Here is a 22215-nt window from a genome sequence, read left to right as displayed (position 1 = left end):
AGTCACGATCATCTCACCTGTTGTTCGGCTTCGGATTGGTGGGTGAGAGGCTGCCGGTTCCGTCGTCCGTCAGTACCTGATGGATGCGGCGGCTTCGTGAGGACCGGGCGCTCGGTACCGATAGTGGACAAGATCCTAATACGAGGAGAGTGGGGAGCTGGATGAGATTTCGGGTGGACGTCGCCGCGGATGTGGACAGCATTCCGTGGGACCAGGTGTTCAGCCCTGCGCGCGGGGTCGCCTACGATCTGATCCGCGCTCAGGACGAGGCGCTGGCCGCCGAGTTACACGATCATGGCTACGCGGGCAGTTCGCTGCGTCCGCTTGGTCTGTCGGCGCCCCGCTTCCGCGGGGCGGGCCGGCGTACCGGCGTGTACGGCGCGTCCGGTGACGGCACGGTCTGGTTCGGCTCCCCGGTACCGCGGGTGGCCGCGGCGCTGCTGGCCGGGGTCGCCGGGCGCACGCAGCTCCGCTGGGGCACTGTCGCGCTGCGGGTGCGGGGCGTCCAGCTGGAGCCGATGCCGGACCACAGCCGCGGGTGGGCGGACTTTTCGACGGTGACAGAGGTGCTGGTGAAATTCGAGGACCGGTTCATCCACCCCGACCATCCGCGATATGCGGAAAGGCTCTGCCACAACCTGCGGCACAAGGCGGACGTGCTGGGCCTGCCCGGCGACCTGGAGATTGACATCGTGTCGTACGGGCCTGCGCGCAAGTTCCTGGTGCAACGGGCGCCCCGGTACGGCAGCACCGTCCAGCTGCGCGTGCATGCCGATCCCGTGTTGCTCGACGCCCTTTATGAATGGGGCCTGGGGCTCAACACCAACCAGGGATTCGGCTGGATCCGATGACCGCACCACCGGATGCCGGCGAACAGTTACGGACAGAGGCGCTGGCCTTGACACGTCATCCGATCCAACGTTGCGGAGCATGGGCGGTCACGATTCTCGCGGGCCGCGATCATCCGGATGACGTGACGGTGGGGGATCTCGATGATGTCGCGGCACGGATCGTGCGGGATGTCGTGCGGGCAGCCACAGCGGGTAAGGACGACGCGGCCTATGACTGGTGGAAGATCCTGTACGCGCTGTTCCCGAACGCGAAGCCGACCCACGCGAGCCGGCCGCGGGACGCCGCCGCGCTGACCGCCGAGGTGGACCGGTTCTTCGCCGTGGACCGGGCGCGCGACGTGCTGCGGCCGTGTGTGTTCTGCGGCGCGATGGCCGGCGTCCGGTGGGCGAAGTCGATGCTGCCGATGTTCGACACGACGAAGTTCCGCAACACGCTGCCACCGGGGACGGCGGGCTGGCCGGTGTGCCGGGCGTGCCGGATCGCGGTGTGGGCGATGCCGTACGGCGCCGCGGTAACAGCCGGGTCGGCGACGGTACTGACCTGCGACGGTGACGTGGTCGAGCGGAATTTCGCGGCGCGGAACTGTGAACGGGCCGCCCGGATCCAGCAGGTCGGATTCAGCTCCCTGCCGTCTCATGCCTCTCCCGAGGCGGTGACATTGTGGGGGCTGCGAAACTACGCGGCACGGTCCGGCACGAACCAGCGGCCGGTCGCCACGACATTGTGGATGTTCAAGAACGACAATCAGGAGCCGTGGTTGCGGGTCACCGCCACCCGACTGGCGGTCGTGGGATTTCTGCGGGCGCTGCCGACCCAACCGACCGCCGCCCGGGGCTGGCGGCGGCTTGAAAGCGCTATGACCCGCCGCGCCGCGGACGGAACAGTCATCCGCAGCGGCCGTGACGCCATCGCCCGGACGTTGTTCGAACCGGTCAACGATCATCGGGACCGGCTGCTGGTCGAGCTGTTCAACCGCCGCGACGCGGTGGAGAAGACGTCGGCGTCGACCCTGCGGGACTGGCGGGCGTTGTCAGCGCTGTATCTGAGGGAGATGTGTGGAATGGACACGGGTGACCTGAAACCCGTCACCACGCTGCTGGTCGACTGGATCACGGCGGAGAAGAATCCCCGCGGCCGGTTCAACGAGTACCGGCAGGTGGCCGGGCGGACGTTCGCGCTGCAACGCCTGCTGATGGAGGCGAGCGCCCGGCTGCTGCTCGACGGGCGTCGTCCGTCGGACATCACCGGGGCGACCGAGACGCTGCTGGCCTCGACCCCGCCGGGGTGGCGCCTGCGCGGGCAGCTGTTCTTCGAGGTCGTCGCCGAGCTGGCCGCGCGCGGCGCGGCGATCGGCACCCGGGCTGAGAGCGACGAGGACGACGCCGACGACACCGACGGGCCGCACGTGGGGTTCGACCCGGATGCGGACGACGATGATGTTGACAATGACGGGGGGTACGCCTGATGGCGTTTCTGGCAGGAAAGATCGTGCTCGCGGTGGAGGCGGGCGCGCCGAACAACGGGGCGGGTGACACGACGACTGGCAGGGTGAAGAAGACCCGGATCCGGGGCCGGTACTACCCGTATGTGTCCGCGCAGGCGTTCCGCCGCTGGCTGCGGGACACGATGACCGCCGCCGGCTCGGTGCCGTCACCGACCGAGCGGGTCGGAAAAGCGCAGGGTAAGGCGCAGAAGGTGACCACGAACGCGGACCCGATCCGGTACGTCGATGACGACCTGTTCGGTTACATGAAGGCCACGGCGAAATCCACCGACGAGGCCACGACCGTGCGGGACACCCCGTTCATGGTGGGTACGTTCCTCGCGGTCGAGCCGGCGCAGCTCACCGAGGATTTCGGGGTGATGTCCCGGAACATTCCCGAGCCGGTGCTGCACTCGCACGAGTTCTACACCGCGGACCTCGCCGCGCCGTTCCTGTTCGACATACCACGGGTGGGCACGTTTACCCTGCCGGGCCCGAGCGGGTCGGGCCGGCCCAACTATCTCGACGAGAAAACCGCGCTGGGCTTTGCGGCCGCGGCGCAGGCCGGTGCGACCACGCAGACCTTCCGCGGCCACACCGCGGTACGCCTGCCGCTCGCCTCCCGGCGGGAGCGGGTCGCGGTCCTGGTGGAGGCGCTGGCGGAGCTGGCCGGTGGCGCGAAGAAGGCGTTGCACTACGGTGACCGCGTTCCGGCGCTGCTGGCGGTGGTGCCGATGGCGGGTGGGGTGAACCCGCTCGGCTTCGTCATCGACGGCGCGGAGGACGGCACCGGTCTTCAGGTCCGCGGTGACGTGCTCCGCAAGGAACTGGCCGCATGGCAGGGCGAATGGGAGCCGCCGGTGCTCGTCGGCTGGCGGCCGGGCTTCCGCGATGTCCTGCGTAAGCGGTTCGAGGCCGACCTGGCCGAGGAGATCGCGGCCGGCCAGGTGGTGATCGATCATCCGCGGACGGTGCTGCTGGCGTTGGCCGCGCGGGTGCGGGACGGGCAGCACGACGCCTGGTTCGACGACCCGGCCCGGTGACCACGGTGAGCGAACATCCACGCTCGGTCCCGGTCGAGGCGCTGCGGGTCGAGCTGTTCGCGCCGGTCGCGTCGTTCCGGGACCCGATGTTCCCCGGGGTCACCCGCTGCCTGCCGGTGCCCGCACCGTCGACCGTGCGGGGCATGCTCGCGGCGGCCACCGGCCGGCCCGACGAACCGGTCCGGCTGGGGATGGCGGCCAGCGCCGCCGGTGACGGCATCGACCTGGAGACCTACCATCCGATCGCCGCGGACGGGAGCAACCCGGCGATCGGCGGCCGGGTCCGGGCGGGCAAGGGCGGCGCCACCGTCCGGGAACGGCCCTTCCTCACCGGCGTCCACGTGACCCTGTGGATTCCGGGTGCGGACGGCCGCCGGATCGAAGCCGCGCTGCGCCGGCCGACCTGGGGTTTGCGGCTGGGGCGTTCCCAGGATCTGGTGTACCTGCGGGGCCGGCCTCGGTGGACGGTGCTGCATCCGGCCGCGCAGGCGGTGGTCGGTCACGCTCTGGCCCCGCCGGACGGGCATGACGCGCCCGGGGCGGTGTCGGTCCGGCTCGCTGAGACCGTGAGCGCCGACCGGTTCCGCACCGTCTACGGTTCGTTCCTGTGGTGCCCGACAGCTGCGGGGCGCCGGGATGTTCAGGGTGCCTACCGCGACGAGGGCACCGGTGAGGCGGTCTGGCTCCACGGCCCTGACCAGGCCGGCACCACGGATGGCGCCGATGCCGGGGAGATGGCCGATAACACCGATAGCCCCGGCGCTGCGGGCAACTCGGCGAGCGCCCGCGGCGATGGCTGCGGTGGCGATAGCGGTGACGGCGGTCATCGAGCTGCGCTCGACCAGGTGCTGGCGAAGTCCGCCACCGGCTCCGCGCACGGCCGGCCGGAGCCGCTGACCGACCACTGCGCGGCGGTGCGGGACGCCGCCCGCGCGGTCGCCGACCGCATCGGCCCGGCCGGGCCGATCGCCGCGGAACCGCGCTTTTGGGCCTGGGTGGAACAGGCCGCCCTGCTGCACGACGCCGGCAAGGTAGCCGCCGGTTTCCAGCGGCAGTTGCGGGTGCGCAAGGCGCCGTGGGGCGAGCGGCACGAGGTGCTCTCGCTGGCCTACGTAGACCTGCTCACCGCCGGTCAACCCGATCATGACCGGCTCATGACCGCCACGGGTGTCGCTTTCCACCACAAGCCACTGACGGTCAGCGGTGGCCTCGGCGACGGCCTGGCTGACAGGTACCCGTATGACGGTGGCTGGGAACACCGCTTCGGCCTCAACCCGGATGCTTTCGGTGACGAACCCCGCATCCAGGTCACCCCGGCGCGGCACGCCGAGCTGCTCACCTGGTTCACCGGCCAGCTCGGCACGAGCCTGCCGCCATCGGACGGCCAGCGGTTGTGGCAGCGGGCCCGTGATCTGTTCGTGGCGACGCGGGACGCCTGGATCGATCCGGTCACCCTGGAGGACGGCCTGCTGGCGGTGCTGTTACAGGGCGCGGTCACCCTCGCCGACCATTCCGGCTCCGCCCAGGTGCCGTTGCAGCGGCACATGCCGTTACCGTCGCGCTTTCTCGACCGACTGGCTACACCGTACGATCATCAGCGGGGGGCGGCGGCGGTCGACGGCCATCTCGTACTGACCGCGCCGACCGGCAGCGGTAAGACCGAAGCGGGTCTCGCCTGGGCGTCCACCCAGCTCGCGGGGATGCCGGGCCGGCCACGGCTGGTGTGGGTGCTGCCCTACCGGGCGTCCATCGACGCCGCCGCCGACCGGTTCACCCATGCGCTCGACGCGCCACCGGGCGAGGCGGAGCCCGACATCGGCGTGCTGCATTCCACCGCTGCCCGCACGCTGCTCACCCGGGCGGTGGCGGAGGACTGCGCGCCCGGACCCGACGACGCGCGCAAGGCCCGCGCCCGCGCGGGGGCGATGCGACTGTTCGCCCAGCGGGTGCGTGTCGCCACCCCGCACCAGCTGCTACGGGCGGCGATCGCCGGGCCGCGCTACTCCTCAGTCCTGCTGGAGCAGGCCAACGCGCTGTTCGTCCTGGACGAACTGCACGCCTACGACCCGGTCACCTTCGGCCGGATCTGCGCGGCCCTGCGGCTGTGGAAGCAGCTCGGGAGCCGGGTCGCGGTGCTCTCCGCGACCCTCGCACCGCCGATGATCGAACTGGTTAAGGAAAGTCTGTCTCCGCGGCCGGTGGCGGTCGTGCCCGCCGCCGCCGGCACCGCGCCGGACCGCCATCGGCTCGTCCTCGACGAGGAGCCGGTCACCTCGCCGGCAAGCCTTGAGGTCATCACCGGATGGCTGTCCGAGGGGCGCAGCGTCCTGGTCGTGGCCAACACCGTCCGCAGCGCCCAGGCCCTGTTCGAGGCGCTGGCGCCGGCCGCCCGCGCTGTTCATCCGGATGACGACGACGCGGCCCTGCTGCTGCACTCGAGGTTCAGGGCCCGCGACCGGGCCGCGATCGAACGGCGAGTCGCCGCCCGGCATCCCGAACGCGAACCGGGCGAGCCGGCCCTGCGTGAGGGCCGTGGCGGACTCGTCGTATCCACCCAGGTGCTGGAGGTCTCGCTGTGCCTGGACTTCGACCGCGGGGTCAGTGAACTCGCCCCGATCGAAGCGGTCGCCCAACGTGCCGGCCGGGTCAACCGCCGCGGGCGCCATCCGGACGGGCCTGTCGAGTTCCGCGTTCACGCCGTGTCGTCCCACCTGCCCTACGAAGAGGAGGCGCTGGACGCGGCGTGGGCCGCCATGCAACGCACCGTGACCGGTGATCCGATGATCTCGGAACACACGATCGGTGCCTGGCTCGCCGACGTCTACGCCACCCCCTGGGGGCAGCAGTGGGCCCAGATCGCCCGCGAGGCGCGGGACGAGTTCGCCGCGGCTTTCCTGACCTTCCGCCAGCCGTTTGAGGACCGTGGCGAGTTCGCCGCCAGGCTTGACAAGGATTTCGACACCGTGCACGTCCTGCACGCCGACGACGTCGACGAATATCGGACGCTGTCGGACAGGCGTGACGGTCACCCGCTGCTCGCCGAAGGGCTGCTCATCCCCATCCGCTTCGGGCAGTACGCAGGCCTGTTGCGCGACCGGCATGCCCACGTCGACCGGCGTCTCAAACTGGCTGTGGTTGATCTGCCGTACACGGCCGAGGCCGGGCTGGATCTGTCCGCCGATCCGGACACGGGTGCTCGTGCGCAGGCCATCCCCGTGGACACCGTCCTGTGAGCGACACGAATCCTGTGAGCACCGTCGGCCCCGTGAGCCCCACGAGCAGCCCCACGAGTGAGGTTGGTGACGACGGCCTCGGCGGTGTCCACATCAAGTACCTGCTGCACTGCCCGCGTCAGCTCTGGCTCTACATGCGTGGCTACCGGCCGGAGGCGTCCAGCGATCTGGTCGCCTTCGGTGAGGTCGTGGACGACACCACCTACACCCGCCGCCGCGACATCGACCTCGGTGAGGCGAAAATCGACTGGGTCACCACGGGTGCCGTCGTCCATGAGACCAAGTCCTCCCGTGCCCCTTCGGCGGATCATGAGGCGCAGGTCCGCCACTACTGCCTGTTGCTCGAACGGCGCGGGGTCCACGTGCGAGGCGGGACTGTCCACTACCCGTTGATCCGCCGGACGGTCACCGTGACCTGGAACGACCAAGCCCGCGCCACCGCTCTGGACGCCGAGCGCCAGGCCCGTGCCGTGATCGCCGCGCCGTCGATACCACCACGGCTGGAGCGCAGGCGCTGCCGCGGCTGTTCCTATACCGACTACTGCTGGGGGTAGTTCATATGACCGACCATCGCCGGACGTCCCGGCCACCGGCATGAGCGCCGCCGGCCGCACGTACTGGCTGACCGAACCGTGCCGCATCCGTCGCGAGGACAACAGCCTGCGTATCGAGCGGGCTGACGCCAGCCCGGTGCACCTTCCGATCACCGATGTCCGCGATCTCGTGACCTTCGACCACGTCGACATCAACACCGCTGCGGTGTCGCTTCTCGGCCGGCACGGCGTGATGCTCCACGTCTTGGACCACTATGGCAACTATGCCGGCGCCGTCACCCCCGCCGAGGAGATGTCGTCGGCCCAGATGGTGCGTTGTCAGGTCGAACTTACCGCCGACCCCGAACGGCGCGCCACCGTAGCCCGAGCGATTGTCGCCGCCACCGCGGCGAATGTGCGATGGGCCCTTGACACCGACCATCTCGACCGCTCCCTGGAGACCATCACCGCCCAGCTCCCGGACTGTCACAGCGCCGAACAGCTTATGGGGGCAGAGGGGAACTTCCGCCGAACGGCCTGGGGCGTGTTCGACACGATCCTGCCCGCCTGGCTGCGGCTGGACGGTCGAACCCGCCGTCCACCGACCAATGCGGGCAACGCCTTTATCAGCTATACCAACAGCATCGTCTACGCACGGGTCCTCACCGCCCTGCGGTGCACCCCGCTGCACCCCGCGCTCGGATTTCTGCACGCCGACACCGACCGGCGCCGTAACACCCTCGCCCTGGACCTGGCCGAACCGTTCAAGCCGCTGTTCGCCGAGCGCCTGCTGCGCCGCGCCGCCGCGCAGAAGACCCTGCGACCCGCCGACTTCGAAACCGACGTCGGTCGGGCCTCCCTCAGCCGTGACGGCCGTAAGAAGGTCTCCACGATGATCCGGGAGGAGCTCGCCACGACCGTCTACCACCGGACGCTGCGCCGCAAGGTCTCCTATGAGGAGATCATCCATCTTGAGGCGCTCAAGATTGTCCGTCTCTGTCTGGAGGGCACCCCCTACAAGCCTTTCCGGCCTTGGTGGTGACGCATGTTCGTCGTGCTCGTCTACGACACCGCGGCCGAACGCAACCCCGTCGTCCTCAAGACCTGCCGCAAGTACCTGCACTGGACTCAGCGCAGCGTGTTCGAAGGGGAACTGTCCGCTGCGCAGTATCGAGCACTCCTCGCAGCGCTCCGTACCCATCTTGATCTTGACTATGACAGCATCCGCATCTACCGGACCCGCTCCCCGCACCTGGTGGAGACCGAGTGGCTCGGACGCGAGACGGGCAACCAGGACTCCATCCTCTAGAATGACGATCATGGCTCTGACCTGCGGTGTTGCACTACCGCCGGACCGCTGCAGAACGAGCCCCGGAACGATCTCCAAAACTGGCTGTGACCTGCGTGTTTATCTTCGGGGTTCCTGATCATCCCTGGAGGGATTGAAGCGTGCGGAGCTGAACGCCAATCCGGGGCTACTGCCCGGGTTCCTGATCATCCCTGGAGGGATTGAAGCGTCGGGAAGCCGGGGCGCGCCCGGTAGACAGTCCCGGTTCCTGATCATCCCTGGAGGGATTGAAGCAGGTGGGCCAGGATGTGGCTGAGGGTCCGGGCCGCGGTTCCTGATCATCCCTGGAGGGATTGAAACCAAGATCAGAGCCGCGGAATCCGGCAGCGTAGGCATAGTTCCTGATCATCCCTGGAGGGATTGAAACTATCCATCCGGTCGGATGAACGTGATCATTCCGCCGTTCCTGATCATCCCTGGAGGGATTGAAACTAGCGTCTGCGGTCATCGTCCCTGCCAGGGGGGTCCCTGATCATCCCTGGAGGGATTGAAACGTTTGCTGGATCGCGGCGGCCAGGACCCTGCGGCGGTTGGTCCCTGATCATCCCTGGAGGGATTGAAACCGTTTGCCCGAGCGATCCCACTTGAGCATCTCCAGGGTCCCTGATCATCCCTGGAGGGATTGAAACACATTGACGGGGTTGCAGATCCCGCCGGACGCCACGAGTCCCTGATCATCCCTGGAGGGATTGAAACCGGTGACCGTGTAGGAGCGGATCAGCCGCAGGGCCAGGTCCCTGATCATCCCTGGAGGGATTGAAACACGACGAACAGCGGCTCCGGGTCGCCCATGATGTTGTCCATGATCATCCCTGGAGGGATTGAAACCCCATGACGCCGCCACGGTGGATGGTGACGGTGTTCACGTCCCTGATCATCCCTGGAGGGATTGAAACTGTGATACGAGCGGGCTGAGCAGGCCGGTGAGCCAGCGTCCCTGATCATCCCTGGAGGGATTGAAACACCCGCGGTGCTGGCTGGGAGGGGCCTGGCCGACCCCTGTCCCTGATCATCCCTGGAGGGATTGAAACATCTGCTCTTTCTTGACGCCGGCATTGCCGAGCCCGTGTCCCTGATCATCCCTGGAGGGATTGAAACACCACCGATACGACGCTGGGGTCAACTGCGCCCTGCATTGTCCCTGATCATCCCTGGAGGGATTGAAACTGGAGGGTGGGCGTTCGGGGCAGCCGCGGGCCTGCTGTCCCTGATCATCCCTGGAGGGATTGAAACAGCAACTGCCGGAAGCTGGACGCCAACCGGAAGGCCTCGAGTCCCTGATCATCCCTGGAGGGATTGAAACCCGCGCGCGACCAGGCTGTGAGCGACATCGCCGGCATGTCCCTGATCATCCCTGGAGGGATTGAAACCAGTCCTTGCGCCCGGCCCACACCGCGACGTCATGGAGTCCCTGATCATCCCTGGAGGGATTGAAACGGAAGGGACGTCAGCCATGTGTATTCCTTGCGCAGGTGTCCCTGATCTTGGAATTTAAGGTCACTCTACGTGGCTACGTTCACCTTTGGTGCTGGTGCGGTGAGGCGGGCACGTGCTCTTCGGCCGATTCGTCGATCCTTTAGGCCGTCCAGGGCCAGGCCGGCTGAATTTCGCCGGCTTGGTGGGCGAACCAATCTTCGCGCGGAGCCGACGGAATCCCAGCCGGGTCCGGTAAGGGCTCAGCACGGTGCCCGGCGCGGGTTTGGACTGCCAGGGCCTGCGCAGGTCATCGACGAGAGTGGAGGCCATGCGTAGCTGGGCGTAGGCGGCGATGGTCAGCTGCACCCACCGGTCGGTGGCCTGCGCGGAAGCCAGGTGCACGGCACGCAAACCGAGGTAGACCTTCGCGAACCGGTGGAAATTGTTCAAGGAGCAAGCCGCACTGCACACATAAAAATCCCCGATGTGGGTAAAACTCCCGTCCTCGGAGTGGATGCCCTGTTAGCCCTGGTCGCAGCCGTGCGGCGGCTGCGGGAGGCGCGGGGCTGTGTGGGTGAGGGAGGTGGGTCGCGGTGCCAGACGCAGCCGTGCCCCCCCAACGGCGGACCCTGCGATCGCTGTCCCGACATGGGAGGCGTTCCCGGAGCTGAACCGGGCGGCGGTGCGGCACCTGCTGGGCCTGCTGGCCGTGCGTGCGGCGACGCCGTCGACGAGCGGGGCCGGGGGTGAGCGGGGTGGGCACGCAGGCCGGGCTGTGGGAGCCGGTGAGCACGGTGCAGCCGCGGCATCGTGACCTCCTGGCGGCGGTGTATGTCCGCCAGTCCACTCTCGCCCAGGTCGAACGCAACACCGAGTCGACCCGGTTGCAGTACGGGCTGGCCGAGCGGGCGGTGGCCCTGGGGTGGGCGCCGTCGCGGGTGCTGGTCATCGACGACGACCTGGGGTACTCGGCGTCGGGGGCGGCCGACCGGCCGGGGTTCGCCCGGCTGGTCGCCGAGGTCGGCCTGGGACATGTGGGCATCGTGGTGGGCATCGAGATGTCCCGGCTGGCGCGCAGCGGCCGGGAGTGGCACCAGCTCCTCGAACTGTGCGCCATCTCGGGGACCCTGCTGGCCGACGCCGAGGGGGTCTATGACCCCAACGACCACAACGACCGGCTGCTGCTGGGGCTCAAAGGAACGATCAGTGAGTGTGAGCTGTTCCTGATCCGGCAGCGGATGTGGTCCGGGCGGGTGAACAAGGCCCGCCGTGGTGAGCTGGCGCTGGCGCTGCCCGTCGGCTACGTGCGCCGGCCCTCGGGGGAGGTGGTGCTCGACCCCGACGAGCAGGTCCAGGCCGTGGTGCGCCTGGTCTTCGACCTCTTCGACCGGTTCGGCACCGTGAACGCGGTGCTGTGCTACCTGGCCGACACCCACATCCAGGTCGGGGTGCGTCTGCGCGGCGGGCCCGAGCGCGGGGAGCTGGAATGGCGTCGGCCCAGCCGGGTCGGGATCCAGAACATGCTGCGCAACCCGGCCTACGCGGGTATCTACGCCTACGGTCGCAGTGGCTTCGATCCCCGGCGGCGGCAGGCCGGGCGGGCGTACAGCGGGCGGGTGCGCCGGGGCCGGGAGGACTGGGTGGCTTACCTGCCCGGGGTGCTGCCGGCCTATATCAGTGTCGAGCACTATGAGCGGAACATGCAGCGGATGGCGGCCAACTGCTCCCGGGCGCAGGGCCTGGGCGCGGTGCGCGACGGCCCGGCCTTGCTGGCCGGGCTGGTGGCCTGCGGTCGCTGCGGCACGAAGATGACGGTGCGCTACCAGCGGGGGGAGGGTGGGCGGCTGCACCCGGCCTATGTCTGCTCCCGCGACAAGGTCGACTACGGCAGCCCGTCCTGCCAGCAGCTGGCCGGTGCCTGCGTGGACGCCCACGTCACCGCCTTGGTGCTCGAAGCCCTCGCTCCGGCCGCGTTGGAGATCTCCCTGGCGGCGGCCGAGCAGGTCGAGGCGCAGCGGGCGCAGGTGGACCGGATCTGGCGGCAGGGCCTGGAGCGGGCCGACGTCGCCGCCGACCGTGCCCGCCGTCAGTACCGGCTGGCCGAGCCCGAGAACCGGCTGGTGGTACGCCAGCTGGAGAAGGACTGGGAGGCGGCGCTGGCCGAGCGCCAACGCCTGGGCGAGGAGTACGACCGGTTCGCCGCGGCCCGCCCGCGTGTGCTCGCCGCCGCCGAACGCGACCATATCCGCGCCTTGGCCGCCGATGTCCCCGCCCTGTGGCAGGCAGCTACCACCACCGACGCCGACCGCAAGCAGCTGCTGCGCCTGCTCGTTGAGACAGTCCGCGTCGAGGTCGTCGGGGTCAGCGAGCGTGTGACGGTCCAGGTGGCCTGGGCCGGCGGGCACCGCACCGACGGGGAGGTGGTGCGCCCGGTAGCTTGCCTGACCCAGCTCAGCTACTACCCGCGGCTGGCCGCCCGGGTCCGCGAGCTCGTCGCCGCCGGGCACACCGCCAACCAGATCGCGGGCTGCCTGAACCGGGAGGGCTTCCGTCCGCCCAAACGGCGGCAGACCTTCAACCGGCAGTGCGTCCGCGACCTGATGGGTGCCCTCGGCCTGAGCGAACCAGCCGCCAGACCCCGGGCCCGCCCGCCGCTGGGCGAGCACGAATGGTGGCTGGTCGACCTTGCCCGCGTAATCGGCATGCCCGAGGTCACCCTGTACACCTGGGTCGGCCGTGGCTGGGTGCGCGCCCACCGCCACCCGGACTCCCCGCGCAGGTGGGTCGTCCATGCCGACCCCGCCGAGGTCGAACGGCTACGCGCCCTGCACGTGGCCCCCCGCGGGCAGCACACCCGCCGTCCCTGGCTGGCCAACCAGCGGGCCGTCCTGGATACTGACAGTGACACCGAACCGGGAGGAAACACCCACGATGGAAGCAAGCCGCAGTTATAACAGCACTGCGGCTTGCTCCTTTCCTGGTCGAACCTGCGTAGGTAGGCCTTCCACAACAGGTCGAGGTCGGGTTCGGTGGGGCCAGCGTGGAACAGCCAGATGTCCTTGTGGGGTTTACGGCCGCCGGGCAGGCGCTCGACACTGACCTGGATGACGGTGCCACGCACGATCGGTAGCGTGCGGTCCGGTGGCCAGCGGGCCCAGTGACCGTCCCGGCCGAGTTTCTGGTGCATGCCCCGCCAGGCCCGCACCGTGACCGTCCCGTGGCGGGGAGAGGTGCCGGTGCGTTCGGTGTCCGGCGGTGGCTGCTGGTCGGGTGTGTCCAGGGGCAGCCGCTGCCCGTGCCGGCGGGGGGCGCCCCGCGCGCCGGCCGGGCGGGGGCCGGGGTCGGTGTGGAAGACACGGTTGCCGCGTAGCCGGACCAGGAGCTGGACGTGTTCCCCGGCCAGTTCGTGGGCGAGCGCGCTCGGGTCGTTGCCCGCGTCCAGGACCACCAGCGGGGGTGGGGTGCCCAGGGTCTGCCGGCCGGTGGCGGCCAGGTCTGCGAGCAGATGACGGATCTGGCCGCAGGTGACCTCGGTGTGGTTGTCGCCGGGGGCCAGGCGGCGGGCCTCGACCGGGTCGACCCAGGACGAGGCGCCCCAGCCGATACCGACCAGGATGCTGAAGGAGTAGCCGGGTAGGAACACGTCGCCGCCCTTGCCACGGACCTGCACCATCGTTCGGTCATCGGCGTAGGCGGCGTCGGGGCGGGCCAGCGGGGTGGTGTCCACTGCGAACATCAGCGGCTCGCCGTCCCGGGCCGGGGCCACGTGCCCGACCAGCAGCCGGCGCAGCGCGACCTCGTCGGTCCGACCCGTGGCCAGGGCGGCGTAGGCCGAGCCGTAACCGCGGCCGAACTCTGGCTCGAGGGAGAGTTCGGCCGCCGAACGGACCGGCCCTTGGGCGCACAGCATCGCATCCGCCAACTCGAACAGGGCGTCACTATGGCGGGTGAAACAGTCCCGCAACTGGCGACGGAACGTCACTATCTTGGCGAGGAGGTCGACGGGTTCGGGGTAGTCGGGCACACTCGTCCTTACGGCCTTGGTCCGATCATGGTTTCGCAACGCACGATCGTGCCAGGGCCGTCCTGCTGTCTGGATGCCAGCTGCACCCTGGGTCCAGGTCGCCGGGCCTGAGTGGCCCGCCGTTGGCGGGCCGGTGGCAGGCGAGTGGGTCACGGTTGGGATGACTTACGGTCAGGTCGCAGGATTGACGTGCCCAGAACCTTAAATCGCAAGCTGATCATCCCTGGAGGGATTGAAACGACGCCACGACATAGAGCGGCTGGTCGCCGCCGCCGGTTCCTGATCATCCCTGGAGGGATTGAAACGCGCCGCTGACCCCACACACCCGTTGCAGCCGCTCGCCCGTTCCTGATCATCCCTGGAGGGATTGAAACTGCGGCGGTGAAATGGTGTTGATGTGGGGGATGTGGTTCCTGATCATCCCTGGAGGGATTGAAACCATTTTGGCGTGCCGGGTTCGGCCAGTCTGGACCCGTCCCTGATCATCCCTGGAGGGATTGAAACACCAGCTTGACGACGTGCCAAGCCATGGCGTCGCCGGTCCCTGATCATCCCTGGAGGGATTGAAACATGTCCCCGTAGGCCTTAGCCATCTCGTGCATTTTGTCCCTGATCATCCCTGGAGGGATTGAAACTTCAATTACGGCCAGGTGGTCGACACGGCCGTCCGTTCATGATCATCCCTGGAGGGATTGAAACAGTGGTGGGTTTGCATGCCCTGCCCTGCCCTGCCCTGCGAGTTCCTGATCATCCCTGGAGGGATTGAAACGAGATGGCCAGCGAGACCCGCAGCCCCGGATAGGTTGTTCCTGATCATCCCTGGAGGGATTGAAACAGTGCTAAGCAAACGAACTTGGGCGCCCAGTAGCTGTTCCTGATCATCCCTGGAGGGATTGAAACACCGGTCCCTTGTGGAGGCCGTATCGCTTCAGGTGGCCGTTCCTGATCATCCCTGGAGGGATTGAAACGCTACCAGTGCCAGGTATTCGGCCCGGTGGGTCTGTTCCTGATCATCCCTGGAGGGATTGAAACGACAGCAGCGGCAACACGAGGCCGGTGGGGCCGCCGGGTCCCTGATCATCCCTGGAGGGATTGAAACTACGCGACGCCCAGGGCGCCGGCCGCCTGTTCGTGTCCCTGATCATCCCTGGAGGGATTGAAACTATTGGAAGTACGCGGTCCAGCTCGATCCGGGGGCGCTTGTTCCTGATCATCCCTGGAGGGATTGAAACCGGTCCATCGTGATGCTGGTCACGGCGACCAGCCACGTTCCTGATCATCCCTGGAGGGATTGAAACGCGTCAGCGCCGACTCCACCGACGACGACCTCGCCGGTTCCTGATCATCCCTGGAGGGATTGAAACCGGCCCATGCCCGGCTGATCGCCGCGCCGGCACCAGTTCCTGATCATCCCTGGAGGGATTGAAACCGCGATGTCGACCGGCCGGAACTCCGTTCCGGGTGTTCCTGATCATCCCTGGAGGGATTGAAATGTCCCGCTGGACACCGCCACGGCGTGGCTGGCGCCGGTTCCTGATCATCCCTGGAGGGATTGAAACTGGGTACCGTCTTCGCGAGTAACACCCTCTCCGTCGAGTTCCTGATCATCCCTGGAGGGATTGAAACTCGCGACACTCTACATGCAGCAGCTTCGAGGCTGGCGTTCCTGATCATCCCTGGAGGGATTGAAACTCCGGCACGACTCCGTGGCTCCGCTGGTGTCCCGCGTTCCTGATCATCCCTGGAGGGATTGAAACGCGAGCTGTTGGAGCTCGAGATGGAGCTGGCCCCGGGTTCCTGATCATCCCTGGAGAGATTGAAACGTTTCGTGGCGGCCGGGCTACGGGGGGTGCCCGGGTTCCTGATCATCCCTGGAGGGATTGAAACACGAGCTGGCGGCGTGGCTGCCGCACGGTGACGCGTGTTCCTGATCATCCCTGGAGGGATTGAAACAGGCAGTGGGCGCGGTGCAGCCGTTGGCGCTTCGGTTCCTGATCATCCCTGGAGGGATTGAAACTGGAGGGACACCGCGTTCGCGGACGCGCTGGACGAGTTCCTGATCATCCCTGGAGGGATTGAAACGTTTTTCGGGCCGACGTCAGACCCAGGACAGATGGGCGTTCCTGATCATCCCTGGAGGGATTGAAACGTGGGGCGATGCGCCGTGCCGCCACAGGCGATACGAGTTCCTGATCATCCCTGGAGGGATTGAAACGCTAGGAGGACAGCGATGGAAGCATTCGGCGGTCCCGAGTTCCTGATCATCCCTGGAGGGATTGAAACAGGCGCCCGACGGCGCTATCTGGGTGGTCGAGCGGTTTCTGATCATCCCTGGAGGGATTGAAACTACGGGAACAGTGACGTATGCCGCTTTTCCTGTAAAGTTCCTGATCATCCCTGGAGGGATTGAAACTGCTGTTGGTGAAGTGGAGGTCGTAATACTCCGGGTTCCTGATCATCCCTGGAGGGATTGAAACTGGACGAGACAGAATGGAACGTACCAAGACCCGAAAGTTCCTGATCATCCCTGGAGGGATTGAAACACCACGACGAAGTCGACCAGGGCCCGCTGCCGGCGGGTTCCTGATCATCCCTGGAGGGATTGAAACCGCGCCTCCCGATCAACGACCCCGCAGGCCGAGCAAGTTCCTGATCATCCCTGGAGGGATTGAAACTAGAGCCCGGACGCGTAGCCGGAGATCACCACGGCCGGGTTCCTGATCATCCCTGGAGGGATTGAAACGTTGAGGAGGCGTGGAGGTCAGCAGTTGCGCCGAGTCCCTGATCATCCCTGGAGGGATTGAAACGGGGTGGCGAAGTGCGGTGCGTGGGGCCGTTGCGGGTCCCTGATCATCCCTGGAGGGATTGAAACGGCAACCCTGCGAGATACGCGCGGATCTCCGCGAGGGTGTCCCTGATCATCCCTGGAGGGATTCAAGTCCGATCGGCAGCTGCGGGTGCGGAGCGTGGAGTCGCTTTAGGTTGCAATCAGATATACCTGGCCGCCGCAGAGCTTGGACATGTCATCGACGTCCGATGTCAGCATGGCGACTGGTCCCGGCTGTCGTAGCGCCATCTCGGCCACTGTGGCGTCGATCGCGTATCTGCGGCCGTGCGGATTCGCTTCTTTGAGTAGCCGGGCGGAGGCTTTCGCGGTCTCCTTGGTGACCGGTTCGACCTTGATCCGCGAGAGCAGCCAGTTCAATCGAGGGATGTTTACCCCCGCATGACTGACCTCGATGATTGTGGTAGCGCTGATGACGAGGTCGGACTCCAGTTCGCTGAAGATTTGAATCATGGCGGCGACCTGGCGGTCCTGAACGATCCAGGCCGACAGACCCGCGCAGTCCAGGACAACCGTCTCGATGCGCTTGGTCACACTGCCGTGTCTTCGGTGACGTCGGCGGCGTCGAAGAGCCTGGCCCGCGCGTCGGTCAGTTCCTCCTGCGTGAATGTGCCGGATTCATCCTGGTAGCGCTGCAGTTCGTCGATGAGCAGCCTGTGCCGGATCTGGCGTGCGACAGCCTCGGCGACGTAACCGGAAACATTGTCTGTGATCTTTTTCAGTTCGGCGACTTGGTCGCTGGGCAGCGTGACCGTGATACGAGTGGTAGCGGACATGCATCGATCATATCGTGGTATGCGCTTCCGTTGGTCGTCGGATATTCGATGATCCAAGGATGGCCAGGACCGGCAGGTGGTGCTGGGGCGAACAGCTCTCGGAGCGGGTACGCGATGATGTTCGGATGCCATCGCCGGACGCCTCTGGGCGTTACCAGCCGCTCGCCACACCGACGCCGGTGAACTCCAGGCCACAGCAGGCTCGCTGGGCCGACGCGATGAAGAAGGCGCTCGGCCGTACAAAGATCAGCCTGCCGGCGTTGACGGCCGCCGTTGCCGAACAGCTGGGCCTGCCGTCCAGCACGGACAAGATCCGTCGCTGGTTGGCGAACGACACAGCGGTGGACCCGCATGCCATTCTGGTTCTCGCCCGTGCGGTTGGTGTCCATCCGTTGGAGATGCTCGCGGCGTTCGGGCTGGTCGACGATTCGGTCGCCGGCATGGCGGGACGCCTTGCGGTGATCGAGCGGCAGGTCCGCAAACAACGAGCCTTGCTGCAGAGCCAACATTGTGAGGCCGGTGGAGCGCTGTTCGCGGAGATGGCGCTGCGGCATGGCAGCTGGGCCGTGACAGTTGTGCCGCACTGGCGTGGTCGGCTCTGCCGCTATCATGTCGGTGACTACGTTCTGTTGGAACGTAGGGACGGCATCGCCACCCGGGCCGACGCGGAGCGGGTGTTCGCCGAGGCATTCGAACGAACCGGCGCGACATGGGACGACGTCCCGTTCGCCACGGAGCCCGCACCACGATGGCCAGCGGGTCGGCTTTTCGTGCCGCGGCTCGCCGCGCCACGCACGGCGGAACAGCACAAGGCCGATCTCCCGGGGGTCCACAGCGTGGTCGTCACAGGGCCGAAATGGGCCGGAATGTACACGGTCGCGGCGCTGGTAGGCGCCGCGACCGGTTGGGGACTCGACAGCTTCGCCCTGCTGGCTCGTTCGTTGTCCAGCGGAGGACGGCTCGACGAGCGGCTAGCCGACGAACTGATGCGGGACGCGCTGGCCCGGCCGGACGGCAATACGCATCAGGTGTGGGCACATACGCTCACCCAGCAGCCCACGCCCGTGGCGCCGGCCGCCCGGCTGCTGGGCTCGCCGCCCGACGGCGTGCGGGTCGTGCTTCTTGTTCCCGATGCCGATATGCTCGGCGTCGTCGCGGACCTCGGCGGAAAGCCCTGTGCGCAGGTGCGGACTTTCACGGCCGGATGGCGATCCCTGCTGCCTGAAGGAGCGCGGATCCAGCATGTGTCCGTGCACGCCCCGGTTGGCCGCGACGGCACGCCGCTGTCGCTGTCCCAAGCCGGATTCCTTGATGCCTACCACGACACGTCGGTGAACGCGGCATTGCGGGTACTCGGGATGCTCGCCGCACCCCGCAGGCCGTCCGACATTATTCCGCTGCGGGCACGGACCGACACCTTTGCCGCGCTGGCCGCGACCTATTCGGCCGCTGCGCCGGACTGCCCCACCGGCTCGGACCTCTCCTCGAACATCCGGACCTCCCCGAGTAGCCGGTCGAGTTCCTTCGTCAAGAAGTCTCGATCCATTAACACCAACGATGGGTAGCGCTTGGTAATTGCTTCCGTCAACTCTTTGCCTACCGCATCCAGGAGCGTGGCGACCGTTTCGGATTCTGGAACGCTGATGGGCTTGGCCTTCTTGCCCTGCGTGGCTTTATCGACGAAAGCATGGGAGAGCGGATGACTGTTGCGAAGTTTGCGTAGATCGCTGGACGGCCCTTCCGTCATTCGGAGCGCATGCCAGGGCGCAAGGTAGTACCAGCGATCGCCGACGGGCTCTGTGCGCGGGACAGGCGGGTCTGTTTGCGGCACCCAGCCCTCCCGCTGAGTGAGCCCGAACTGACCCAGTTGGGCAACCGTCACTTCTTCCGCTTTTTTCGGCGTCCGGAACGTGTGGTCGAGCATGGCGAGGGCGAGATAGGCGGCGTCCCATGGGTGGGAGTCGACGATTCGCAGACACAGCTCGAGCCGGGCGCGGGCGAGTTTCACTTCGGCTACGGAAGTCTGATCATCCGTGCCTGGCGGCAGGACGCCGAAGGCGTTGCGCTGAAGCTCGTTGACCTCGACGGCGAGGGCTTGAAGCTTGCGGGAGCCACGCTGGAGCAGATGCCCGGCCAGCGTGATGTCGAGTCTGGTCAGCGCCTCGGCACCCAGATGGGCGAGGGCACTGTCAAGGCCCAGGACGGCGAACGGTCTGGTGTCCTCTGCCGTAACACGTGTCGTTTCGATGATGAGTCCGTCAGGGCCATGGTCACCCTCCGCTACCAGCAGCGTCAGCGGCACCGCAGCGTGCAGCGACCATTCGATCCCTGCGAGGATCGCTGCCACCATCAGCGCCTTGCGTCCGATCGGCAACAGTACGGCGACCTCGTCGGCTACCACCGCGCGCGGTTCTGCCAACAGTGCGTCAAACAGCTGAACGCGGCACTTCTCGACATTGTCCGGTCGCAGTTTGGGGTCGGTGACCGTCACCGAAATTCGTTCCACGCCTTCGCGGGTGGCCGTCACCCTGGCCATGTCGGTGACGAATTCGAACGAAAGCACATGCCCGGCGCCGAGTGCCTCGGAGATGCGGTCGAGTAGAAACTGATCGTCGACCTTACCCTGGTCGGGTGTGGCGGACCGGCTCAACGCCCGTAGCACGACGACTGTCCGTTCGGCCGGCGGCGGGGGTGCGACCGGCCAGTCCGGGAAGGCTTGGAGTACGCAGCGCTCGGCCCGCCGAGTGGTCGCCCATTCGTTCTGCATCGTGCGGATGACAGGAGGTGGAGGTACCGGTTTGTGCATGCCGTGGCTGAGCCGTACAACCTTGTTACGCCATTCCTCGACCGTCGGATTTTTCGGATCGGGAAGCGGAGGCACCAGCCGCTTTTCTGGAATAGCGGCGTGTCCCGCCAGGCAGAGCCAGGTGCGGGCGGCAGCGCCGTCGGTGATCTCCCCGCGGGCGAGTCCTTCGGCGAACGCGGCCTGTACCGCCTCAGCCAGGATCGCCTGAACAACGTCCGTCACTTTCCAGGCGCCGTTTTCCTTCGGCTGATCGGCGAGCAGGGTGCGTACATCGACGCGTTGCCGGCGGGCCAGAAAGTCCCAGCCGGCGTCACCCGGGGACAGCGGTGGTGGCACCTCCAACGGCGGATCGCTGCTGGCGAGCGGCTCGTAGTAGCGGTGGCGCACCAGCCATCGCGCCGGCGCCGCGTTCAGCCCGCGCGGAAGCAGCGAAATCCGGCTCCCGGCTCCGTTCGCCGCCCACAAGGTCGACTTATGCCCATGCAGTAGAAGCTCGAACATCACTCCCAGTAAAACGCCTGTTGCACCGCCGCCAAGCGGTAGCTCCCACTGGGTATGTGCGTCGACGGCGTTGGCCGCGTCGTCGACGAAATCCGTCAACCACTTTCTGGCATCCGCAACGCTGGGAAGTGGAATCGTTGCGACGGTGGTTGCCGGCACCCGCTGCTGGACGAAGGGGAGGATCGCCTCGGCCAGGTCCTGGGTTGCCGGCTGCACCCTCGGATCGTCGTGCCGCTTGGTCGCGATGAGGATCAGTTTGCCAACCGGAGGATCATCCAATTTTTCGATCTTCCGAAGAAACCAGGCGATCGGTGTACCGGCGAGCTCATCAGCGAGAGCGGAGGGCTCAAGGCCGGTGAGTTCTGTAATCCGCGTGGCCGTCTCGGCGGGTGTCGGCTCGTGCATGCCGAGGTCGGAGGCTCCGACGACGTGCACAGCGATACGGTTCACTTCCTGCCTTTCGTTGCGGCGGTCATCTTCTTGGTCGGCACAGCCATGGGTGTCCCTGTACGCGTGCGGTCCTCCCACAGCCCCGGTGCCGCCGTGTACCGATGTCGCTGCCGCCGAACAGGATGCCCGTCGACGAGCTCGACGGCGCTGAACGGGACAGTTGCACGCGGTTTGGCAGCCAGTGGCCCCGCGATGTACCGCTGATACCGACGCGGGTCTTCCTCACGCAGCACACTGACAACACGGGCGACCCACCTGGCCATGTCCGGGAGCGCCAGCCCGTGGCGTTCCGCCCACACCTGCAACGGCCAGCCCGGATCGCCAGTCGCCGGGCCGTCACTGCCGAGCCAGGTGAGGGCGTGTACGAGCAGCGCCCGATCCGCCGGGTCGGGGAACAACCGCTTTGCCCAGTCGGCGTCGACGACCCGCTCCGGCCGTTGCGGCAACTCGAGATTCTTGCGCCGATGGCGGTGCATCTCGCCGAGTACGGCGGCGGTTGTGCGTGCGGTGTACAGGGACAGTCTCGCATCCACGCTGGCACCACCGCAGTCGTCACACGGCCGGGCGTAGTCGGGTGAACGCTCAAGCCAACCGGCGGTCGTGACCTTCTCCACGACGGCGGCCAGTATCTCTTCGGCTTCGTCGAAGCAGCCGCGGTCGCAATAGGCGAGCACCGTCCGCCGTGGGTCGGGGCCTGCCGCCTTGCCCCGCGTAGCCGGGCAGGGACGACCGCCATGCCACAGCGACGCCCGCGCCATCGTGGCGTTCACCGCACTGGTGCAGGTCACGAACACCTGCTCAACCCAGCTCGGCTCGGTGGCCCCACAGCGATGCCCAGGCGTCCGTGGCGTGTTCTCACCACTGACTCGGTCCGGATTTGGATCGGTTTCCATCGCTTCCATGCC

At 67.2% G+C, this 22215-nt stretch carries 13 protein-coding genes, 1 pseudogene and 2 CRISPR repeat arrays; of the genes and pseudogenes, 8 read left to right on the top strand and 6 right to left on the bottom strand.

Annotation, left to right across the window (positions count from 1 at the left end; genetic code table 11):
- Positions 1–161 precede the first annotated feature (161 nt).
- From MJ777_RS00950 to cas2, 7 genes are read left to right on the top strand one after another with little or no spacing between them, the layout of a single operon-like run.
- A complete protein-coding gene (locus MJ777_RS00950; protein ID WP_239372480.1) occupies positions 162–851 on the top strand; it encodes a CRISPR-associated endoribonuclease Cas6 in 690 nt (229 codons plus the stop codon).
- Positions 848–2317, top strand: a complete 1470-nt coding sequence (locus MJ777_RS00945) for a hypothetical protein (protein WP_239372479.1) — start codon at positions 848–850, stop codon at positions 2315–2317. The genes MJ777_RS00950 and MJ777_RS00945 overlap by 4 nt, the downstream gene beginning before the upstream one ends.
- Entirely contained in the window at positions 2317–3378 is a 1062-nt protein-coding gene (gene cas7i / locus MJ777_RS00940) for a type I-B CRISPR-associated protein Cas7/Cst2/DevR (protein WP_239372478.1), read from the top strand. The genes MJ777_RS00945 and cas7i overlap by 1 nt, the downstream gene beginning before the upstream one ends.
- Entirely contained in the window at positions 3375–6611 is a 3237-nt protein-coding gene (cas3, locus tag MJ777_RS00935; RefSeq protein ID WP_239372477.1) for a CRISPR-associated helicase Cas3', read from the top strand. The genes cas7i and cas3 overlap by 4 nt, the downstream gene beginning before the upstream one ends.
- A gap of 14 nt (positions 6612–6625) precedes the next feature.
- On the top strand, positions 6626–7165 hold the full coding sequence (locus tag MJ777_RS00930) for a CRISPR-associated protein Cas4 (RefSeq protein ID WP_239372476.1): 540 nt from the start codon (positions 6626–6628) through the stop codon (positions 7163–7165).
- Between the two features lie 40 nt (positions 7166–7205).
- Positions 7206–8186 carry a type I-B CRISPR-associated endonuclease Cas1b gene (cas1b, locus tag MJ777_RS00925; RefSeq protein WP_239372475.1) on the top strand — a complete coding sequence of 327 codons (981 nt, stop codon included), beginning with the start codon at positions 7206–7208 and terminating at the stop codon, positions 8184–8186.
- A gap of 3 nt (positions 8187–8189) precedes the next feature.
- Positions 8190–8453, top strand: coding sequence for a CRISPR-associated endonuclease Cas2 (cas2, locus tag MJ777_RS00920; RefSeq protein ID WP_239334171.1), 264 nt, complete (start codon positions 8190–8192; stop codon positions 8451–8453).
- Between the two features lie 110 nt (positions 8454–8563).
- Positions 8564–9929: direct repeats of the CRISPR family, unit length 27 nt; unit sequence CCTGATCATCCCTGGAGGGATTGAAAC.
- 60 nt (positions 9930–9989) lie between these two features.
- Here cas2 and MJ777_RS00915 read toward each other — a convergent pair.
- The gene (locus MJ777_RS00915; protein ID WP_239372474.1) at positions 9990–10358 is read right to left on the bottom strand and encodes a hypothetical protein; all 369 of its coding nucleotides are present in this window, start codon (positions 10356–10358) and stop codon (positions 9990–9992) included.
- Positions 10359–10654: 296 nt separating this feature from the next.
- Between MJ777_RS00915 and MJ777_RS00910 the strand changes: the two genes are divergently transcribed.
- Positions 10655–12862, top strand: a complete 2208-nt coding sequence (locus MJ777_RS00910; protein WP_239372473.1) for a recombinase family protein — start codon at positions 10655–10657, stop codon at positions 12860–12862.
- A gap of 290 nt (positions 12863–13152) precedes the next feature.
- Here MJ777_RS00910 and MJ777_RS22935 read toward each other — a convergent pair.
- The 5 genes and pseudogenes from MJ777_RS22935 to MJ777_RS00880 form a co-directional block, all read right to left on the bottom strand.
- Positions 13153–13818, bottom strand: a pseudogene (locus MJ777_RS22935) (transposase); the annotation flags it as partial.
- Between the two features lie 323 nt (positions 13819–14141).
- Positions 14142–16872: direct repeats of the CRISPR family, unit length 27 nt; unit sequence CCTGATCATCCCTGGAGGGATTGAAAC.
- Positions 16873–16909: 37 nt separating this feature from the next.
- Positions 16910–17311: a hypothetical protein gene (locus MJ777_RS00895; RefSeq protein ID WP_239372470.1), complete on the bottom strand. Its 402-nt coding sequence runs from the start codon at positions 17309–17311 to the stop codon at positions 16910–16912.
- A complete protein-coding gene (locus MJ777_RS00890; protein ID WP_239372469.1) occupies positions 17308–17553 on the bottom strand; it encodes a type II toxin-antitoxin system CcdA family antitoxin in 246 nt (81 codons plus the stop codon). Before MJ777_RS00890 ends, MJ777_RS00895 begins: the two co-directional genes overlap by 4 nt.
- A 1438-nt stretch (positions 17554–18991) precedes the next feature.
- Complete coding sequence (locus MJ777_RS00885) at positions 18992–21310, bottom strand: hypothetical protein (RefSeq protein WP_239372468.1); 2319 nt, start codon at positions 21308–21310, stop codon at positions 18992–18994.
- Positions 21307–22098 carry a hypothetical protein gene (locus MJ777_RS00880; protein ID WP_239372467.1) on the bottom strand — a complete coding sequence of 264 codons (792 nt, stop codon included), beginning with the start codon at positions 22096–22098 and terminating at the stop codon, positions 21307–21309. The genes MJ777_RS00885 and MJ777_RS00880 overlap by 4 nt, the downstream gene beginning before the upstream one ends.
- Between the last annotated feature and the right edge of the window lie 117 nt (positions 22099–22215).

The sequence above is a fragment of the Protofrankia sp. Cj5 genome, from assembly GCF_917627405.1.
Lineage (GTDB): Bacteria > Actinomycetota > Actinomycetes > Frankiales > Frankiaceae > Protofrankia.
The sequence above is the reverse complement of the archived record's forward strand: the minus strand, read 5'-3'. Positions and strand labels throughout refer to the sequence as shown.